The 18,210-nt window shown below is 59.0% G+C and carries 10 protein-coding genes; 7 read left to right on the top strand and 3 right to left on the bottom strand.

What is annotated here, in order from left to right; translation table 11 throughout:
* Nucleotides 1–267 precede the first annotated feature (267 nt).
* Nucleotides 268–2,598 carry a serine/threonine protein kinase gene (locus THTE_RS02505; protein WP_157731646.1) on the top strand — a complete coding sequence of 777 codons (2,331 nt, stop codon included), beginning with the start codon at nucleotides 268–270 and terminating at the stop codon, nucleotides 2,596–2,598.
* A 70-nt stretch (nucleotides 2,599–2,668) separates the two neighbouring features.
* Nucleotides 2,669–4,621, top strand: a complete 1,953-nt coding sequence (locus THTE_RS02510; RefSeq protein WP_095413960.1) for an adenylate/guanylate cyclase domain-containing protein — start codon at nucleotides 2,669–2,671, stop codon at nucleotides 4,619–4,621.
* Between the two features lie 85 nt (nucleotides 4,622–4,706).
* Here THTE_RS02510 and THTE_RS17830 read toward each other — a convergent pair whose 3' ends face one another.
* Nucleotides 4,707–4,898 carry a DUF6800 family protein gene (locus tag THTE_RS17830; RefSeq protein WP_207651760.1) on the bottom strand — a complete coding sequence of 64 codons (192 nt, stop codon included), beginning with the start codon at nucleotides 4,896–4,898 and terminating at the stop codon, nucleotides 4,707–4,709.
* Nucleotides 4,899–5,375: 477 nt separating this feature from the next.
* Nucleotides 5,376–6,548, bottom strand: a complete 1,173-nt coding sequence (locus THTE_RS02515) for a hypothetical protein (RefSeq protein WP_095413961.1) — start codon at nucleotides 6,546–6,548, stop codon at nucleotides 5,376–5,378.
* Nucleotides 6,549–7,135: 587 nt separating this feature from the next.
* On the opposite strand from THTE_RS02515, the gene THTE_RS02520 reads away from it, so the two are divergent.
* The 4 genes from THTE_RS02520 (at nucleotide 7,136) to THTE_RS02535 (ending at nucleotide 14,979) form a co-directional block, all read left to right on the top strand.
* Complete coding sequence (locus THTE_RS02520) at nucleotides 7,136–8,350, top strand: right-handed parallel beta-helix repeat-containing protein (protein WP_157731648.1); 1,215 nt, start codon at nucleotides 7,136–7,138, stop codon at nucleotides 8,348–8,350.
* Nucleotides 8,351–8,661: 311 nt separating this feature from the next.
* Complete coding sequence (locus tag THTE_RS02525) at nucleotides 8,662–9,786, top strand: GNAT family N-acetyltransferase (RefSeq protein WP_095413962.1); 1,125 nt, start codon at nucleotides 8,662–8,664, stop codon at nucleotides 9,784–9,786.
* A 76-nt stretch (nucleotides 9,787–9,862) separates the two neighbouring features.
* Entirely contained in the window at nucleotides 9,863–11,086 is a 1,224-nt protein-coding gene (locus THTE_RS02530) for a GNAT family N-acetyltransferase (protein ID WP_095413963.1), read from the top strand.
* Between the two features lie 341 nt (nucleotides 11,087–11,427).
* Nucleotides 11,428–14,979 carry a helix-hairpin-helix domain-containing protein gene (locus tag THTE_RS02535; protein WP_095416732.1) on the top strand — a complete coding sequence of 1,184 codons (3,552 nt, stop codon included), beginning with the start codon at nucleotides 11,428–11,430 and terminating at the stop codon, nucleotides 14,977–14,979.
* Here THTE_RS02535 and THTE_RS02540 read toward each other — a convergent pair.
* A complete protein-coding gene (locus THTE_RS02540; protein ID WP_095413964.1) occupies nucleotides 14,949–16,475 on the bottom strand; it encodes a cation-efflux pump in 1,527 nt (508 codons plus the stop codon). The two genes, THTE_RS02535 and THTE_RS02540, sit on opposite strands and share 31 nt — an antisense overlap.
* 528 nt (nucleotides 16,476–17,003) lie before the next feature.
* On the opposite strand from THTE_RS02540, the gene THTE_RS02550 reads away from it, so the two are divergent.
* On the top strand, nucleotides 17,004–18,173 hold the full coding sequence (locus THTE_RS02550; RefSeq protein ID WP_095413966.1) for a uroporphyrinogen decarboxylase family protein: 1,170 nt from the start codon (nucleotides 17,004–17,006) through the stop codon (nucleotides 18,171–18,173).
* The last annotated feature ends 37 nt before the right edge of the window (nucleotides 18,174–18,210 follow it).

Here is an 18,210-nt window from a genome sequence, read left to right on the forward strand (position 1 = left end):
AGCGAATTCCCTCGATTCCGCCGCAACCGGCCATGAGGGAGAGGCAACGGCACGAATCCGAGAAAAACGCGTTTGCATGCACCCGTTCCAGGAAACCACGCACGCGCTCCGATTCCGTGCGCGGGAAGTCGACTCAGCGACCCTGGAATTTCATGTTACCATATTTCGCCTCACACAAACACGATATACTGACAGTGTGGAACCGGACAGAACGGGGCACGGAGACCGATGAGGCCCCCTTCTCCACACCCTCGCACAATCTTTGCAATGCCAGATGATCTGACCATTCCCCAGGGCGATTTCGAACGGCAACGTTCCCAGGCCCTCAGTTTGGAAGGGCGACGTCCCCCAATCGAGGTGCCCGGTTACGACTTTGAACGGTTGCTCGGTTCGGGTGCCTATGGGGAGGTCTGGGTAGCGATTGAGCGCAACACGGGACGGCGAGTCGCCATCAAGTTCTACGCTCACCAGGGGGGCCTGGACTGGTCGCTCCTGTCTCGGGAGGTGGAAAAGCTCGCCTTTCTGTGCGCGGATCGGTACATCGTGCAGCTTATCGGAGTTGGGTGGGATTCCGATCCGCCCTATTACGTCATGGAGTACATGGAGCGGGGCTCCCTGGCCGATCGGCTGGCTCACGGTCCCCTGCCGGTGGCCGAGGCGGTCCGCATCTTCCGGGAGGTGGCCATTGGGTTGCTCCACGCCCACGGCAAAGGTGTGCTGCACTGCGATCTGAAGCCCGCGAACGTCCTGCTGGATCAGGACGATAAACCCCGGCTGGCCGATTTCGGACAATCTCGGCTCTCCCATGAACAGTTACCTGCCTTGGGAACCCTTTTCTACATGGCACCGGAGCAGGCCGATCTCAACGCCATCCCCGATGCTCGCTGGGACGTCTATGCCCTGGGGGCGCTGCTCTATTGCATGCTGACGGGCAAACCGCCGCACCGCGATGAAGAGGCCGCTCGTTCCATCGAACGGATTACCAATCTGGAAGAACGATTGCGGGCTTACCGGGAGTGGATTCAACGCTCGGGAGTCCCCACGGATCACCGACAGATTCCCGGTGTGGATCGGGAGCTGGCGCAGATTCTTGAACGGTGCCTGGCACCCGATCCCAACGAGCGATTTCCCAACGTTCAATCCGTGCTGGCGGCCCTCGATGCATGGACCATGGAGCGAACGCGGCGGCCGCTCATGCTGCTTGGGTTTGTCGGGCCCGCTTTGCTTTTGTTGGTATTCGCGCTGTTCGCCTGGCGGGGATTTTCCACAACGGTCAGGCAATCCCGCGAAGCGCTGACGCGGCGGGCCCTGGAGAACAATCAATTGATGGCCCAGTACGTCGCCGACCTAGCAGGCAAAGAACTCCGCCGGCGGTTTGAGGCTGTGGAACAACTCGCGGGTAACACACGCTTTCAGGACCTCGTTCGCCAGACACTTCAGGATCCCGACTTTCGTGACCTGGCCGAGCAACTCAGTCAACCGAACCTCACCGAGACAGAGGCAGAGCCGCTGCGAAGGCGATTCCGAAACCATCCGCTCCGCGCGGCGTTGCAGCGAGAGTTCGCCCAGATGATTCCGGGCTGGATGCGGCCGGGAACGGGTGAAGATTCCGAGGGCGTCGATGAGGTGGCGAGTTGGTTCTTTTGCGATCCGAGAGGGATTTCCACCGCCCGCGTGCCTGAATCTCTCACCATCGGCCGAAATTATGCGTGGCGGAGTTTCTTCACCGGTCGTGAACGGGACATGCCGCGGACATGGCGTCCCGCAGCGGATGAGCACCTGACGCAGCCTCAACTGTCGGCGGTCTTCCCCAGCGACGCCACCCAGCAGTGGATTGTGGCGGTGGCGGCTCCCGTGATTGATAACCGCACCCAGCAATTCCTTGGAGTGGTCGCGCTCACCGTGCGAGTGACCCGATTTGTGGAACTGGAAGGTACCCGCGCGCAATTTCCAGTGCTGGTGGAAATGCGGCCGGGTGATTATACCGGCATGATCCTCCAGCATCCGCTGTTCGATGAGGTTTTGCGCAGGGAACTTCGTTTGCCCGAACGCTTTCGGAAACAGGAATATCGGTTGCGCCGCGAAGATCTGCCCCTGCCGGTAGAGAAGCTCGAAGATCTGGAAAAGGGACCGGCTGTGAACTTTGTGGATCCTCTTTCGCGGGACGAATTGGGGACGGAATACCGCCGCAGGTACCTGGCACAGGTGGCCCCTGTCCAGCTCGGCCGTGGGGACGGCAGTGTCCACGATGTGGGATGGATTGTGCTGGTGCAGGAAGATTACGCCACAGCCATCCAGCGGCCGCTGGAAGGATTTCAGCACGCCCTTCTCCGCTATGGGGTTATTTCAGCGGGATTGGTGGGAGTCATCCTATTGGGGTTGTGGACCTTGACAGCCCGTCTGCTGCGGGAAATCCGACGGCATTTGCTCTCTGCCGGGATTGTGATGCCACCACGTCCGGAAAGACCTGCGCCTCTTACATGGTCACCGCCGGATGACACGCTGGCCCAGACGCAATCCTGGCACGGTCGAGAGCCGCAATCCACCGAGGATACCCGCTCTTTAACGCGGGCTTCAGAACCTCGTCAAAACGAGTAAGGAGCACGCAAGCAGGCGGGCTAGGGAGAATAAATACCAGTGCTGATCGAAACAGACTGTGAGCAGAACGATGTTGGGTGGTGAGGAAATTTATCTGATTGCCCAGGGTGAAGACCCCAGTGATCGCTGGCGGAAGCCACTCCCGCTCCATACGCCTGTGTGTTTGGGCAGAACGACGGGGGCCTGGAGCATCCCGTGGGATCCCCATATTTCCCGCCGACACGCGGAAGTCATCTGGGACGGAAACCAGCTTCATGTCCGGCGGCTTCCCAGCGGCCGAAACCCGCTCTTTTTCCACGGCGAGGAGCGGGATTCTTTCGAGGTGAAACCAGGCGAGCACTTCGTCATTGGACGCACACGGTTTGCGCTGAGCCGACAACGTGTTGCCGTCAGCAGCGATCATCCTACGCCCACCCAGCAGGAGGCCTTCGCTCCCCACTTGTTGCGGCAAATCGTCTTTCGCAACCCCAATACCCGCATGGAAGTACTCTCGCGATTGCCGCGGGCTATTTCCACAGCTTCAGCGGAGCCAGCAACCGCGGCCCGGCTGGTCAGTCTCATCCTTGCCGGGATGCCCAACGCGGAGGCGGTTGCGGTGGTCGCGATCGAATCCCCAGCATCGCTGCGACGACCCGAAGATGCCGGGGACGCGATGGAACACCCGTCGGACCGTCCAATGGCTTTAGCGTCGAAGGAACCGAGTAGCGAGGCGACGCTCGCCCTTCGCGTCATCCACTGGGATCGGCGTTTGCTGGCGGACGGGGAGTTTCGGCCGAGTCGCCGCCTCATTCTTGAAGCCTGGAATAATCGCCAGAGCGTCCTCCACATCTGGCGGGAAAAGCAGCGCCGGCTGAATCTGCCGGGCAAGGCCCCCGGTACTCGACCGTCATCCGTGGCCGACACCACGGCGATCCAACCCAAAACCTATCATCCGCTTTACACAATGGAGGAGAACATCGACTGGGCGATTTGCACACCGATCCATACGGACGTTTGCAATTGGGTGATCTACGCGGCGGGAACTTTCCATCGCGAACTGGGAGCAAGCGATACCACCCCCGAGGATCTGCGCGAAGATGTGAAGTTTCTGGAATTGGTGGGCGAAATGACGGGGGCCATCTTGCAATTGAAATCGCTCGAACGACGGCAGGCCGTGCTGGGGCAGTTTTTGCCTCGTCCGGTGCTCGATCGATTGACCGAGGAAGACCCTGAGACGCTCCTCAGCCCGCAGGAAGTGGATGTCACGGTTCTGTTCTGTGACCTGCGTGGGTTTTCGCAGGAAACCGAACGGCACGCGGAGCGGCTGCTTCCGCTCCTCAATCGGATCAGCGCCGCGCTGTCGGTGATGACGCGACACATCCTGGAGCAGGGGGGAGTGATTGGAGATTTTCAGGGCGACGCAGCGATGGGATTCTGGGGCTGGCCAATCCCGCAAGAGGATCGGGCCCTTCGGGCGTGTCAGGCCGCGCTGGCCATTCGCCGGGAATTCGAGCAGGCCTCGCAATCGCCGGACGGCCTTTTGGCGGGCTTCCAGATCGGCATCGGAATCGCCAGTGGCCGGGCGGTGGCAGGGAAAATCGGTACGGCGGAACACGCCAAGGTCACCGTGTTTGGCCCTCCCGTTAATCTGGCCTCCCGCCTGGAGGGGTTAACCAAGTTGCTGCACGTGCCGGTCCTGTTGGACGAAGCCACCGCGCAGGCCGTTCGCACCTCGGGGCAAAAGGGAACCTTTCGGGTCCGCCCCCTGGCCAGGCTGCGGCCCTACGGTTTCGACCAGGCGGTACTGGTTCATGAACTCCTACCGCCGGGCGAGGAATACCCGCTGCTGACTGACGAGCACCTCGCACTCTGCGAGGCCGCCGTGCGATACTTTTTGGAAGGCCGCTGGAACGAGGCGTTTGACCTGCTGCACCGCTTGCCTGCGTCCGATCGCGGGGCCGACTTTTTGACGAGCTACATCACACAACACCATCGTCAGCCGCCACCCGGTTGGGACGGCGTGATTATCCTCTCCAGCAAGTAGAGTCAACGGTCAGGGCAGGATAACCTGGCCACCGGCAGAGCTTCCCGCCGTGGCCCCGCGCCGGTTGTTGGGAAAGGCCGATTTTTTATCGCTGGGCTTCAAGAAGGCCGAGGTTTTTGAGCACGACCTCGGGATCCGGGGCCAGTTTACGGATCTTTTCGATAATGGCAGCTCGCTCTGAAGCCGTGGCTGTTAGGAGTTTTCTCTTAAAAATGCGGTATTTCTCTCTGCGGTGGCGCTTTCTTCTCAATTCGCGTTTTCGTTCGCAGATCGACACAGACCCGTCCTCCGATCTGATGTTTCCTGACCAAATTTCTGATTTTTAATCTCGCTCCATTCCCGTTCAACGGGAACCGCTTTTGCCGTTAAAACTGGCAGATGACGCGGAGAAATACCCGCCTTCCTCCCGGATCGATTTGATTTCATCTTTTTTCTTTTAACGGGCGACGCGAACCCCGTCAATGGCCGCCAACCCTGACACATCCTCACGTTTTTCTCGGCCGATTGAGAACAAGACCTCCACACGGGCTGGCGTGGAATCAGGATTCGATCGCACGGGTCTGACGGTAGGGGCAATTCGTGAATTGTCCCTACCGGAATGCGGATTAAGACCCCTATTGTAGGGGCGGTTCATGAATCGCCCCTACACAAGCTTCGCGAATTTTGGCAGCTCAAAATCATCGTCCATCGCGGACTGGATGCCGGACGAAGTTGAGCCTCCCGTTAGCTAAACAGCAGCCTCGGCGGCAAAGGGCTACCAATTCGGCTGTTCCTCTTCCTCGGGAACTTTGACGACGAGGCTCTCGTCCGACATGGCCATGGCGAACCCAGGGCTGAGATCGGGCAGGCCGCCTTTTCCGGCCACGATCTGGCGGCGTTCACCCGGCTTGGGGAAGAAGATTTCGATGGCCATGGTCAACTGCGTGATATCGGGACCCGTGCCGCGCCGGTTGAACTCCAGGACGATAAAGCTCTGGAGCAACTGGGTGAAAGCCCGGCCGAGCGGCCAGCGGATCCGCATGATTTCCGCCAGTTCATCGAAGAGCTGATAAATTCTCGCCCGGGTCAGGTTGAACATTCTGCCAAGCTGCCGGACGCTCAGAGGTGGTTCTTTGATGCCCAGGCGCCGCTCCACGAGATCGACGGTCTGCTCCACGGCGTCCACGCGGGCCTGGTCGAGAAGGGGCGTGATGAAATTCTCGCGGATCTCCTGTTCGGTGGGAACCTTCCCATTTTGCCAGGTCTCCAGGATCCACTGTTGCATCTGAAGAATCCGCCGCGGCGCCAGCTCGATGGCGAGATGGGATTGGGGAGTCACGTTTTTGAGCGCTTCGTGGATGGCGGAAAACACCTCCAAAACAGCGGCCAGACGCCGCTCGCCAAACGAGCGCTTTTCACGCAGATCGTTGATCGTCATGTCCACGAATTCACCGAGCGGCGCCTCCCAGATGACGCGAGTGATCCGTTTTAGTGAGGGGGCTAGCCGACCCAGCGGCACTTTCTGGAGTCGATGCCGCACCACCGTGGCACGCCATTCCGCCCAGGTGATTTCTGACACTTCATCCCAGCGGAAAGTGCTTTCTTTTTCGGTGTCCAAAATTTCCCCCGCAATGAACTCCGACACGGCAGCATGGACGGGGATCGTAGTTGGGTCGGTATTAACCGCCCGTTCCAGAAGCATCAGCAGCCCCTGGAGTTTCTTCTTGCCGATGCCCGGAGTTCCCGCCAGTTCAGTAAAAGAGCTCGAAATGATCTGTCTGAGTGTGCGATTCATGAGGGCCAGCGGCAAACGACGATCGCTGGGAAGAGCCCAGAATGCCAGCGTCTTGCTGTACAAAGGCTCGTAGCGAGGGTCCGCCAACTGTTTGCGGAGTTCGTCGAACCGCATGGCCAACTGAAGCTCGTCGAGCGGGGGAAGGTTCAACATGGGAAGACCTCCGATTGGTCAGGCACGGCGCACCCCACGAAAGCGTGCACGGCCAGCCCGTGCCGACCGATTCCACCTTTCGGGGAGCTGCCCGTCCTGTTAAAAAAAGACACCTCTCACTCTGTTCCGACAGCTCTGTTCCGAGGGAATGCCACTTAATTTGCAGGATTTTTTGGAAAGCGTGGACAGTTCTCTTTCCCTACGCTGGAATTGCCTTGCCAGTTCCTCACATACGCTCCTCTTAAAGATTTAACATTGAGCGGTCTAGAAAGTTTCGCATTTTCCTTGCAGAGGCAGCGATCCCTCGCAGAATAATGCGGAAGGGGGGAGGCAAGGTGGGCAGTCGTTGCGGATAATATGCGAATAATAGGCGAATAAATTTCGGCCCATTCAATTACAGTATAAGTTGGATTCGGTCTTTCTGCCACAGGGAGTGATGGGATCACAATGCGTGGCGGCGGCTCAGAAGTTTCGGCTGATCCGGCCGGATCGGTTGAGCGATCCCCGCGTGTCGCTACAATGGCCCAGGCAAACCGATCCCCTCTGACCGGCTGCTCGAACAACATTTGCACCGACGGAGGTGCCCTATGAGAAGGAGCCATCCATTTTTGAGAATTGCCTGGCTGCTTATAGCGGGAATTGTGGCAGCCGCGGTAGGTAATTTAGCAGGGGCGGAAGAAGGGGAGAGGATCGTCGCGCCTGTCTCTGCCAAGACCATAACCGTAAAGAATGATGCCGAGTTCCGCGAGGCGGTCCGCCGGGTGCAGCCGGGCACGGTGATTCGCATTCAATCGGGCCAGTACGGAGGCGACGTTTGGATCGAAAACCTCCACGGTCGGCAGGATGCCTCGATCGTGATCGAGGGCGCTGATCCGCAGGACCCACCGGTGTTCACGGGTGGCAGTACGGGCTGGCAGATTTCCGAGGGAAGTTACTTCATCCTTCGGCATCTGCGGTTTCGGGGACACAAGGTGAACGGTCTAAATATTGATGACGGGGGTAGTTTTGACACTCCGACCCATCACATTCGCTTGGAGCACATCGTCGTGGAGGATGTGGGGCCAGTAGGAAACTGTGACGGGATTAAGCTTTCCGGGGTCACGGATTTCGTGGTGGCTGACTGTCGGATAGAAGGTTGGGGCGGCCAGGCCGTGGACATGGTCGGTTGCCACCGCGGCGTGATTGAGCGGTGTCTGTTCAAAGGCAAAAAGGGGTTTTCCCAGGATACGGGTCCCCAGGCCAAAGGCGGTTCCACGCAGATCGTCATCCGGCAATGCCGGTTCGTGGACGCGGCCAAGCGGTGCGTGCAACTGGGGGGATCCACAGGATTGGCGTTTTTCCGGCCCCGGGGTGTGCTCTACGAGGCGAAGGACTTATTGGTGGAAGATTGCCTCTTCGTGGGCGGCGAGGCCGCGGTTTCGTTTGTGGGGGTGGACGGAGCGGTTTTCCGCCATAACACCATTATTCGGCCACAGATATGGGTGGCGAGAATCTTGCAGGAAACCCGGGAACCCGGTTTTGTACCTTCGCGCAATGGGGTGTTCGAACGGAATCTGATTGTGTTCCGCTCCGATCTGCGGGATTTTGTCAATGTAGGACCCTACACCGCTCCCGAAACGTTCCGCTTTGCCGAAAACTGGTGGTTTTGTGAAGACCGCCCGGCAGCCTCTCGACCGCGGCTGCCGGTTCCCGAAAGTGGAGGGATTTACGGTCAGGATCCCCGGCTCCGGCAGGTGGCTGAGGATCGGTGGGTGGTGGAAAACCCCGCCGCCCGCGATTTCGGCGCCCGGCAAAATCCCTGAGGTCGCCGGGGCTTTTGGCAGTTGGCAAACTGTGCTTCAATGGGGCGTGGGCCGTCGCGCGATCAGTGGAAAGAGGTTTTTTTGGAAAGGGCAAGGGTTGAATGACCCGGCGGCCTGACCAAACCTGGACAACGGATCGGTTTGTGGTGTGGTTCTGACCCAGTAACTGTCCCGAATCATTACGGGCACGTCCCTTGCAAGCGCATATGACCCGATTTCCTTCTGCAGGTTCGTTTCACGTTGACCGGCCTGGAGTGTCGGCCTTACAATCCGCCAATATGGAAACGCGGGTTGCCAGGAATGGAGCCAGTATGTCGGAAGTTACCGTTCGTCCCGTCCGCACGCGGTGGGAACAGAAGCAATTCCTCGAATTCCCCTGGCGATTGTATCGCGATGATCCCAACTGGGTTCCGCCGTTGCGAAACAACCAGCGGGGACTGGTGGGTTTTGCGCCCCATCCGTTTTACGAACGGAACGAGGCCCAGGCGTTTCTGGCTTTTCGCGGTAACGAGGTGGCCGGTCGGATTCTCGCCATTCTGAACCGCGGACACAACGAGCGGTTTAACGAACAGCGGGGCTTCTTTGGCTTTTTTGAGTCGGTGGATGACGAGCGGGTGGCCCACGCCCTGTTTGACGCCGTCCGGGGTTGGTTCGCCGAACGGGGAATTGAAAAACTCCGCGGGCCGACCAATCCAAGCCTCAATTATGAACTCGGCCTGCTCATCGATGGGTTCGATTCGCCCCCGACCTTCATGATGACATACAACCCTCCGTACTATGAGCGGCTTATCGAGTCGTATGGCTTTCGGAAGACGCAGGACCTCTACGCGTATTGGGGACATGTGAGCATGCTCCCCAAGATTCGCGAGAAACTGAAGCCGGTCTGCGATAAAATCGTGGAACGGTATAATGTGAAAATCCGAATGCTCAACAAGAGGCGTTTTCTGGAGGACGTTGAGCTTTTCCTTTCAATTTACAATCGCTCGTTGATCAATACCTGGGGATTTGTGCCGATGACGCCGGCGGAAGTCCGGCACATGGCGAAAGGACTGCGGTGGCTGATGGTGCCCGAGCTGGCCCTGGGAGCGGAGGTGGACGGTCGAGTGGTGGGCGCGGTCTTCTGTCTGCCGGATTATAATCAGCGCATCAAGGAAATCGACGGCCGACTCTTTCCGTTCGGATTCATCCACCTTTTGCGGAACAAGCGAGCGATCAAACGGGTTCGCGTGATCAGCACGAACGTGCTGCCGGAGTATCAGCTCTTGGGCTTTGGGCTGGTGCTATTGGATGGACTGGTCCCGAAAGCGCTGGAATGGGGAATTGAGGAAGCGGAATTCTCCTGGGTGCTGGAATCGAACGCGCTTTCCCGGGGAAGCCTGGAAAAAGGTGGGGCCAAGCTGACAAAGACCTATCGGCTCTATGATTTTGGACCCTAAGCGGGCGGTGAGGGCGGGCGGTTTCTGCCCATCACCGCACGAAACCGAGAAACCAAAATCCGCCCGGATTTGAGATATGTCGTCCTTTCATCTGTCCAATTTGCTGAGCTTTGGCCTGGAACCTCGCCCGATGCTGAGGCTCCGGTTGCCACAGGACCGCGACGCGCCTGTCCGCGTAAGACGCGTGCAGAGCTGGCGGGACCAGTACTATTTCACCCGTTTGCCCTGGCTTATTTACGAGAATGATCCCTATTGGGTGCCGCCGCTTCTCATCGAGGTGAAAGAGTTTCTCAATCCCCGCAAGCATCCCTTTTATCAGCATGGAGTGGCGGCCCAGTTCCTGGCCTGTCAGGATGGTTGCCCTGTGGGCAGGATTCTTGTCAGTGAGGACCCACGCTACAACGCCAAACACGGGACCAAGGTGGGCTGCTTCGGGATGTTCGAATCGATCGAAGATCCCCGCGTTGCCCATGCCCTATTCGAAGCGGCGGCCCAGTGGATGCGGCAACGGGGTTTGACGCACATGATGGGGCCGATTGACTATTCCATCAATTACCCCTGTGGCCTGCTTATCGAAGGTTTTCAGTATCCGCCGCGGATCATGATGAATCACAATCCCCCGTATTACGCGGAATTGTGTGAATCGTGGGGAATGCAGAAAGCCAAGGACCTCTACGCCTGGTGGTTCGTCAAAGATAACGAAAATCTTCGCTGCTGGATGCAGCGGGTTCGACGGTTTCAGGAGCGTTCGCGAATCAAAATTCGGCCGTTCAACCTGAACAACTTCGAGGTCGAAATGGCCCGGTGTGTGGAAGTGTACACCGTCACGCGTTACGACCAGTGGGGCTTCATCGATCTAACCCCCGCCGAACTTCGCTATTTTGCCAAACGGTTGGCGCAGTTTGCTCGGCCGGACCTCGTGCTTGTGGCGGAAGACAATGGCAAGGCGGTGGGGTTTTCGATCACGGTGCCCGACCTTAACGAAGCCATTCGCCCCCTCAATGGACGTTTGACCTCCTGGGGAATGCCGATCGGAGCGGTGCGGCTCTTTCAGAGGCTCAAGCAGGTGAAAACCGCCCGGGTGATGGTCCTCGGGGTCGTTCCCGGATATCGTCACCGCGGGATTGCCGAACTGATGATCCTCCAAACCATTGAGCGCGGAGTTCGCGACGCAGGCTTCGACTCCGCGGAATTGAGCTGGACGCTGGAGGATAATCACGCCATCAACAACACGATTCAGGCGGTCGGCGGTAAACTTTACAAACGTTACCGCATCTACGAAAAGTACATCGCCGAATAAAGACACACGTCGGGAGACATTATCCCATATCCACCTTTTTTGAAAATCGGGTATACTCATCCGTTAGGTGTAAACCATTGAGACCATCTCTGGGTTGTACCCGCCAGGAAGTGAATGAATTGGTTTCCGTCATTGTGAGGTAGTTTAAGGAGGTTCGCGCGGCGCGTTCCATCTGATTGCATTCAGCCGAGCGGAAGAGGACCGAAAAGGTTCACGAGACACCCGATCGGGGTGGCTCTTTCGTCCCCCATCAGTCGAACGCCCCGGAGTGTTTCGGCTGGATTGGGGAGGTCGGCCAGCGATACGCGAGCGCATCTTCAAATACGTCGCCCGAAATAACCATGGCCACAGTTGAAGTCACGGTTTCGTTCCGTTCACTGGCACGGGATCTGAACATTCCGGAATCCCGAATTCAGGCAGTCGTCGAACTTCTCGATGCCGGAAATACGGTGCCGTTCATCACGCGGTACCGGAAGGATCAGACGGGTGGGTTGGACGAGGAACAGATCCGCACCATCGCCACCCGGGTGAAAAAGTTGCGCCAGTTGGCGGAACGGAAACAGACAATTCTGCGGGCGATCGAGTCGCAAAATAAGCTGACGCCGGAACTGGCGAAAAAGATCCTCGCGGCCAACAGTCTCCGGCGGCTGGAAGATCTTTATTTACCTTTCCGGCCGAAGAAGCGCACGCTGGCGACTGTTGCCCGGGAACGCGGCCTGGGACATCTGGCTGAAGAAATTCTCACCGCCGATCCCATCTGTGCAGACCTGGATAAAAGGGCGGCCGATTACGTCGATCCGGAGAAGAAAGTCCTTAACATCGCGGACGCCCTACTGGGAGCGGGGCATATCCTCGCGGAAATGTTCAGCGAGAAGACGGAGCTTCGTGGCCGTCTCCGCGATATCCTCATGAGGACCGGTGTGATTCGCACGGTTCGGGTGGTCCCTGAGACAGAACAGACACCCGCTCAGACGCCGGCGGCAGCACCTGCTCAGGCGGCCATCGCTCCACCCGATCAAAAAGCGGGAGAGGGCGGAGAAGCGTCGGCGGCCGGATCGCAGGGAGAAAGTACTGGGACATCCCCGCCGCAAGAAGCCAGCGCCACTCCCGAGACGGTCGAGCCAGCCGCTCCCGCTGAACAGATGGCCGGTCAAGAAGCGGTTTCAGCAAGCGGTGAAACGGCCGGGGGGGCCTCGGAGATAGGCCCGGCGGAAATAGCGAGTGGGTCGCCCAACACCGGGGAAGTAGAAGCCAATACTTCCGCACTTGGTGAGACTGCGAGCGTTTCCGGCACGGAAACTCCGCCTCCATCGGAGCCAGCTCCCGAGATCGTGGCGAGTGGAGAAAGCTCCCAGGGCGGGGAAACGTCAGCTGTGGGCGAAGCCGCGTCAATTACAGAGCAGAAGGAGACGCCACCGGCCGCTGCCGCCTCATCGGGGGAGGCACCGTCCGCAGCGACGCCTCAACCCGTGGCGCCGTCTGGAGGAAGGGCAGAGGCTCCGGCGGCATCACCACCGGCCACCGCTGCGACGCCGGTTGACCCAAAGAAGGCGGCTAAGGAAGCGGAAAAACGCCGCAAATTGGAGAAGCTCGCCAAGGAGTTCGAGGATTACTTCGACTTTTCCGAGCCCATCCGCAAGATTCCGCCGCACCGTGTCCTGGCCATCAATCGGGGTGAGGCCCTGAAAGTCCTTCGCGTGCGGATCGAGGCGGACATGGAGGCGATGGAGAAGGCGGTGGAGGAAATCTGCATTCCGCCGGGCCATCCCCACGCCGATTTCTTACGCGGTTGCGCGAAGGATGCCCTGGTCCGCCTGATCCTCCCCAGTCTGGAGAGGGAAATTCGCCGGGAGTTAACAGAGCGGGCGGAGAACCACGCCGTCAAGGTTTTCGCCCAGAATCTCCGGCGATTGCTCCTCCAGCGTCCGGTCCGCGATCGTCGGATCCTCGCCATTGATCCCGGCTACCGTCAGGGGTGCAAACTGGCGGCTCTTGATGAGTGCGGCAATGTGCTTGACCACGGCATCATCTACCTCATCGAGAAAAAAGGCCACAGCCGGGAGACGGCGAAAAAAACGGTCATCGAGATGATCGAAAAACATCAATTGACGGCCATTGCCATCGGGAATGGCTCTGGCAGTCGGATGACCGAAATGTTCATCGCCGATCTTCTGGAAAACGAACTGAAAGGCCGGGGGATTGGCTACACCATCGTCAATGAGGCGGGAGCCAGCGTCTATTCCACAAGCCAGATCGGTCGGGAAGAATTGCCGCACCTGGACGCGATCTTTCGCGGTGCGGTTTCCATTGGGCGGCGTTTGCTGGATCCCCTGAGCGAACTGGTCAAGATCGAGCCCGCCAACTTGGGCGTCGGCCTGTATCAGCACGATCTGAAGGAGAAACACCTCCGCGAATCCCTCGATGAGGTCGTCGAGTCCTGCGTCAACTACGTGGGGGTGGACGTGAACACGGCCAGCCCGGCGCTTTTGGGATACGTGTCGGGCCTCAACAAACTCACCGCCCGGCGGATCGTGGAATACCGTCAACAGCACGGGCCGTTCAAGACCCGCGAGGAATTGAAGAAAGTGCCGGGGATCGGCGAGACGACTTTCGTTCAGGCGGCGGGATTTCTCAAGATCACCGGGGGAGAGAATCCACTCGATGCGACGTGGATCCATCCCGAAAGTTACGAACTGGCCACGCGGGTCCTGGAGAAGTTGGGGTTCACGCCGGACGATTTGACAAAACCTGTTCGGAAGGCGGAATTGGCTGTCAAAATCGCGGAGGTCAACGCCGAGCAGCTTGCCGCCGAGTTGGGCTGCGGTGTACTCCTGCTGAAAGATATCCTGGCCCAGTTCGTTCGACCGGGGCGCGATCCCCGCGAGGATTTACCGCCCCCAGTGTTCAAACAGGGAATTGTCAGGCTGGAAGATCTCTCCCCCGGCATGGAATTGATGGGCACGGTTGTCAATGTGGTGGATTTCGGGGCGTTCGTCGATGTGGGGTTGCCCAACACGGGGCTGATCCACCGCAGTCGGATGAAGCCCCATGCACGGTCGGTGGATCCGCATTCCGTCGTCGCGGTGGGAGATGTGGTCCGCGTTTGGGTGGTGGACGTGGAACGGGAACGGCGGCGGATCTCCCTGAGTCTCGTGCCTCTCGAACAGATGGCGGAGAGACAGACCGGCGACGGCCGAGCTTCGCGGAAAAAGAAAGCCGCGGAGCGTCGGAAAGCGGCGAAACCTGTGGCCGCCGCACAGCAGAAAGAACAAGAAACCGAGGCCGGTACCAGCGAGCGGACGGCTGGACGACGGCGGGAGGATCGCCCCGAACGCCCCGGGCGGAGAGAAGCCCCGGCTCCTCAGCAGGGACCGGCACCAGTCAGTATCTCCCGGCCGGTCGAATTGCCACGGCGGCGGGGTAAACCTGAGACTCCGCCACCGGCCGAACCATTGAGCGAAGAAGTGCTCTCCGGCAAACAGCCGATGCGGAGCTTCGCCGATCTTTTCCAGTATTTTGCGGCCAAGGGAGTTGTTCGGCCTAGCACGACATCCGCCAAGCCTTCTCGGGAGAAACGGGGAGGCGGCAAGAAGAAGCCATCTACCCGGAACGGGGAATCGGCATCAAGGACCGAAGGGACCGGCGTGCCGAGGGCGGAAGACGATCAGCAGAAATCAGGAGTGTCCGCGGAAGAGACTTCACCGCCCCCCGCGGAAGAAATGGTTGCCCCAGCTCTGGAAGCTCATGACGCTGGCACCGTGCAGCCCGAAAAGGTGACCTCCAATGGTGACCGTCCGACCGCGGAACAGTCGGAAAAGGAGAAGATTATCGCGTCATCCGCCGGTCCGGGTGGTGACTCCACTCAAACTGACTCTCCCGCTGAGTCGCCCTGAGCGGGAACGCGGTTGTCCGCGCGTATTGTGGTTTTCTGTAGCGCCGGTGTCGCATTGTTGCAGGCGCACTCGTCGCGGTGGTCGTGTGGCTCGAGGTGGACCGTAATCCGCGCAAGTTGGGGAAACCGCTGATGGAGAAATCTTTCCAGCCGCCGGGAAATCTCGTGGGCCTCGCCGATCGAAAGCTGGCCGTCCATCGACAGGTGAAACGTGAGCGACTTTCCCTGGGGTGTTTCTTGCATGCTCAACTGATGGCTGGAGAGTTCTGATCCATACGCCCGGCTGAACTCGCCGATAGCCTCCTGGTAAGGAGCGAGAGTCGGGTCCTCGGGATGGGCGACGGTCGGCGTGCCTGCGTCCTGGTGCTCCGGTTCAATGTGGGTGAGGACCGAGGTAACCTCTGGAATATCGTTCTTGATCTGGCTTTCCAGTTCAGAGACTCGGTCGTGGGCCTGTTCGAGACTCCACCGGGCATCCACTTCGACGTGCAGTTCCAGCGAATTCCCCTCGGGAGTGCGAAAAGTTCGAACATCATGGACGGCCAGCCCCAAACTGTTTGCCAGCATGCGGACAGAAGTGACGAGGTCTTCATCGGGTCGGGCCACCGGTTCCACGTGGACCACCACATCGGCGCCGGGGATTTGGGATTGCACGGCTGAACTGACCTGCTGCGCCACGGCGTGAGCCTTTTCCAGCCCCAGATCGCGCGGAACCAGGATGGTCATGTCGGCGAAGACGCTCGGACCACTCTGTCGGACGCGGACATCCCGTACTCCCTCCACTCCCTCGACCCCAATCGCCGAGCGTTCCACCACCCCCGTGAGTTGCCGGGATGTGCGGTCGGTGAGTGCATCCACCGCGCGTTTTCCGAGACGCAAACACACGACTGCCACGAGGACCGACACAATGATCGCAGCTACTGAGTCGGCCTGCATCAGCCAGGGCCATCCCAGCCACTCGGACAGTGAAACGCCAATCAAGCCCCCAAGGACGACGAGCGACGACCAGACGTCGGAAGCGAAATGAAGGGCGTCCGCCTCGAGCGCTTGACTGTTGTGCTTCTCGGCTGCTTCCTTCAGACGATGCGACCGCCAGAGATCCACGGCAATCGAACCGAGGATCACCACATAGGCCCAGACGCTGGGCGTGATTTCCACTTCGCCCCGAAAAAACAGACGGTGGATGGCTTCGTATATGACCCACACACAGACCACCAGAAGCAGCAGCGTTTCGCCCAGTGCGGAGAGATTCTCGTACTTGCCGTGGCCGTAACGATGCTCGGCATCTGGCGGACGTTCGGCGATGCGGACCGCCCATAGGGTCATGCCGGTGGCCACCAGATCGAGACCGGAATGAAGCGCCTCGGAGATGATGCCCAAACTGTTGGTAAGAATTCCAATGACGAGTTTCGCAGCGGTCAGCCCGGCCGCAGCCAGCAGCGACACCAGCGCGACATGCGTTTTTTCATGACTGTCGTGGACGATCTGATGCATCATGCCACCTCACAGCGTCCCACGGTGATGCGCGTTTGTCTCGATCAAGCTGGATTCGGCCGCCTTGTCAGGCTGATCGCAGACAGGGCATCACCAGAGTTTTGCTCGCGTATCCGTTGCCCTTTTCCCTGGCGAGTCCAGCAGCATCTCTGAAATTCACCGCTGCTCCTCCGCCCTGCATGCCTTGGATGTGGTGTGGAGGCATTTCCCCAATTGTTCAGCCGCCGGCGTGAAAATAATCTCGGCCACCGGCGCATGGCGTTTCTGTCGTCAGGCGTTTTTGTTTTTCCCGTTTTCGCAATTATATCACCCCAGCGGCCGGCCCGAACCGAACGGAAGTCCCCGCATGACTTGTTCAGACGTTCACAGTGGGGTATTTTTCAAGCCAAGCCTCGGACAGCGATGCTGTTTAGAGAGTTCCGCACGTGGCAGAACAAGATAATCTTCCACCAACAACAGGATGAATCGTGGCAGATCATCAGGCGATTGGGAGAAACGTTTTTTTGAATTTCCAGGAGAAAGGCTCAGGCCATGGCAAAGGAAACGATGCTTCCGCGGGAACGGGTGTTGGCGGCCCTCAATCATCAGGAAACGGATCGCGTGCCGCTCGATTTGGGTGGGAACCAAACCGGAATCCATCGCCTGGCCTACGAGGCTCTGGTCAAGCACCTCGGCTGGGAGGAAAAGATCGACATCATGGATGCGGTCCAGCAACTTGCCCGGCCCTCTGAACGGGTGCTGCAGCGTTTTCGCATCGACACGCGATACATTTTTGCCAAACCGTCAGAGAACTGGAAAGGCGGAATCACCGAGGCCGTTCGCAATGGCAAGCGATGGTATGATCTCGTGGACGAATTCGGTGTGCGGTGGTCCATGCCCGCGGAGGACGGCCTCTATATGGACATCACCTATCATCCGCTGGCAGAGGCCACCCTGCGGGACCTCGAGGACTATCCGTTTCCCCGCGGTGATGATCCGTCACGTTTTGTGGGCTTGCGGGAAGAGGCCCGGCGGCTCCGGGAAGAGACACCCTACGCTGTGGTGAGCGGCATTTCCGGAGTGGTGTACGAAATCTGCTGGTATATGCGGGGCCTGGAGCGATGGTTTATGGATATGATCGAGCAACCGGAATTCTGCGAGGCCCTCCTCGACCGCACGCTGCAATTCTGGCTCGACTGGTTCCGCGTGTTCCTCCAGGAGGTGGGTGACCTCGTCGATGTCATCATGATCGGTGATGATCTGACCGGTCAAAACGGACCGCTTTTTAGCCCCGAGTTTTACCGCCGGGTTGTCAAACCCCGGCAGAAGAAGCTGGTCCAGTACATTCGCACGCACACCCGGGCAAAAATCTGGTATCACACCTGTGGTGCGTGCTCCGTCTATATTTCGGATTTGATCGATAACGGGATCGACATTCTCAATCCGGTGCAGATCAGTGCCCGGGGCATGGATCCCCAGACGCTCAAGACCCAATGGGGTGATCGGCTGGTCTTCTGGGGCGGTGCCATCGACGCGCAGCATGTGCTTCCCTATGCCACACCGCGGGAAATTCGCGAACACGTCCGTCGCAATCTCGAGATCTGGAAGCCCGGCGGCGGGTACGTCTTTAACAACGTCCACAACATTCAGGCCGGTGTGCCTCCGGAAAACATCGTGGCTCTTTACGATGCCGCGTATGAATTCGGCTTTTACCAGAAGTGATCATCAGAGTTACCGCGAAAAACGTTAAAGCGTCAAT

The organism is Thermogutta terrifontis, assembly GCF_002277955.1.
GTDB lineage: Bacteria > Planctomycetota > Planctomycetia > Pirellulales > Thermoguttaceae > Thermogutta > Thermogutta terrifontis.

What these genes read in the sequence shown, in the direction of transcription:
- THTE_RS02505 (WP_157731646.1), top strand. Translation starts at nt 268, where the DNA reads ATGCCAGATGATCTGACCATTCCCCAGGGCGATTTCGAACGGCAACGT.
- THTE_RS02510 (WP_095413960.1), top strand. Translation starts at nt 2,669, where the DNA reads ATGTTGGGTGGTGAGGAAATTTATCTGATTGCCCAGGGTGAAGACCCC.
- THTE_RS02515 (WP_095413961.1), bottom strand. Translation starts at nt 6,548, where the DNA reads ATGTTGAACCTTCCCCCGCTCGACGAGCTTCAGTTGGCCATGCGGTTC.
- THTE_RS02520 (WP_157731648.1), top strand. Translation starts at nt 7,136, where the DNA reads ATGAGAAGGAGCCATCCATTTTTGAGAATTGCCTGGCTGCTTATAGCG.
- THTE_RS02525 (WP_095413962.1), top strand. Translation starts at nt 8,662, where the DNA reads ATGTCGGAAGTTACCGTTCGTCCCGTCCGCACGCGGTGGGAACAGAAG.
- THTE_RS02530 (WP_095413963.1), top strand. Translation starts at nt 9,863, where the DNA reads ATGTCGTCCTTTCATCTGTCCAATTTGCTGAGCTTTGGCCTGGAACCT.
- THTE_RS02535 (WP_095416732.1), top strand. Translation starts at nt 11,428, where the DNA reads ATGGCCACAGTTGAAGTCACGGTTTCGTTCCGTTCACTGGCACGGGAT.
- THTE_RS02540 (WP_095413964.1), bottom strand. Translation starts at nt 16,475, where the DNA reads ATGATGCATCAGATCGTCCACGACAGTCATGAAAAAACGCATGTCGCG.
- THTE_RS02550 (WP_095413966.1), top strand. Translation starts at nt 17,004, where the DNA reads ATGGCAAAGGAAACGATGCTTCCGCGGGAACGGGTGTTGGCGGCCCTC.